Raw genomic sequence first — 1,923 nt, forward strand, 5'->3', positions numbered from 1 at the left:
GGCCGCAGGGCTGGCGCGTCGGGCATGACGGCCAGGCCGCAGAGCGGGCCCGACGCGGCAGCCGCGGGCGACGCCCGGAAGGCCTCGCCGGCGGCCTCGATCGCATCGAGCCAGCCCTCGAGCTGGTCGGCGCCGGCCAGCAACACGAAGGCGTCGACGGCCTGTTCTTGTGCGGCACGCACCAAGCTGTCGCGTCCGGGCTGGTGCACGGACGCCACGATCCAGTGCGGCGGCGGGTCGAGCGGGAGGCCGTCGCCGCCCAGCAGCAGCACGCGGCGGGGGAGCGCGTCGCCATCGGCGGCGGCGTCATCGAGGGGGCGTGCGGCGGGCGCGGGCAGGGACGCGGACATGGGCGGCAGGCGGGGCGCGACAGAGGAGAAAGGCGGCGTCGACCGCCTTGTCGGAGCGCCGGGATCGGGGTCGTCCGCGGCGCGTCGCAGCATAAGCCCTTCGCGCCGGACGCGGCGCGCCTCGGGTGCGGTGCGGTCATCTGGCACGCGACTTGCGAATGGAAGGGCGTGGCGCAACGACGCGCCGCGCCCGCGCGGGGCTCCGGCTCCGCGGTCATCGCACCGGACCGCCCCGCGATCCCGTGCCCCATCCGTCAGAAGGCCTCGCCGAGCCCGGTGCTCGACGCGGCCTTTTTTCGTTTCCAGCCTCCCAGAGCTTCCCCGCCATGGCAGCGTTCCGCACCTTCCTGCGCTCCGGTCACGCCCCGACCCTCGGTGCGGCGTTCCTGTACTTCGCGTTCTCGTGCTGCATCTGGGTGCTGAACGGCGCGCTCGCTCCGTTCATCAGCGAGGCCTATCAACTGACCGCCGCCCAGAAGGGGCTGATGCTGTCGATCCCGATCATGGCCGGCGCGCTGATGCGTTTCCCGCTGGGCGTGCTGTCGCAATACATCGGCCGCAAGAACGCGACGCTGGTCGAGATGGCGCTGATCGCCGTCGCGATGGGCTACGGCTTCTTCATGGTCAAGGGCTACGACGACCTGCTCGCGATGGGCGTGCTGCTGGGCATCGCCGGCGCGAGCTTCGGCGTGGCGCTGTCGCTCGGGTCGGGCTGGTACCCGCCGAAGTACAAGGGCCTGGCGATGGGCCTGGTCGGCGCCGGCAACGTCGGCACCGCAGTGTCGGTGCTGGTCGCCCCGCCGCTGGCGCAGTGGCTGGGCTGGCAGGCGGTCTACGCGGTGGCCGGTGTCGCGATCCTGGTGCCGATGATCGTGATGATCGTCTTCGCCAAGGAGCCGCCCGACGTCGACAGCCATGCCGGCCTGCGCAGCCACATGGCCTGCCTGTTCGAGAAGGACGGCTGGGCCTTCAGCCTGATCTACGCGGTGACCTTCGGCGGCTTCATCGGCCTGATCACCTTCCTGCCCACCTACTACTACGACCAGTTCGGCGTCTCCAAGGTGCAGGCCGGCCAGCTGACGATGCTGGCGGCCTTCATGGGCGCGGCGGTGCGCGTGATGGGCGGTTGGATCTCCGACCGCTGGGGCGGCGTCAACACGCTGACCGTGGTGCTGGTCGGGGTGACGGTCACGCTGCTGCTCGTCGGCCTGGCCGGCGGCTCGCTGGTGGTCACGACGCTGCTGCTGATCGTCTGCTTCGCCGCGCTGGGCGCGGGCAACGGCGCGCTGTTCCAGCTGGTGCCGCTGCGCTGGCCCGCGGCCACGGCGGTGGCGGGCTCGATGATCGGCGAGGTCGGTGCGCTCGGCGGCGGGCTGGTGCCCAACCTGATGGGCTTGTCCAAGCAATACGCCGGCACCTACTTCTGGGGCTTCGCGATCTTCGCGGTGCTATCGCTGCTGATGCTGGGCGTGATGCGCGTGATGCAGATCCGCTGGACCCGCACCTGGGCCGAGCGCGGCGGCCGCGCCCGCGTGCCGGCTGCCGGCACCGCGAGCAGCGCGGGCCAGGCGCC

General features: G+C 72.1%; 2 protein-coding genes. One reads left to right on the plus strand and one right to left on the minus strand.

Features of this window, described 5'->3' with window-relative positions; translation table 11 throughout:
- A partial coding sequence (locus tag CS062_RS25045; RefSeq protein WP_438270501.1) for a hypothetical protein occupies positions 1 to 350 on the minus strand: 350 nt, incomplete at its 3' end.
- Between the two features lie 326 nt (positions 351 to 676).
- Here CS062_RS25045 and CS062_RS25050 point away from each other — a divergent pair.
- The coding region (locus tag CS062_RS25050) for an MFS transporter (protein ID WP_099864559.1) at positions 677 to 1,923 on the plus strand (1,247 nt) is incomplete at its 3' end.

Origin of the sequence: Roseateles chitinivorans, assembly GCF_002761755.1 — a bacterium.
In the GTDB taxonomy this organism is placed as follows: Bacteria; Pseudomonadota; Gammaproteobacteria; order Burkholderiales; family Burkholderiaceae_C; genus Roseateles; species Roseateles chitinivorans.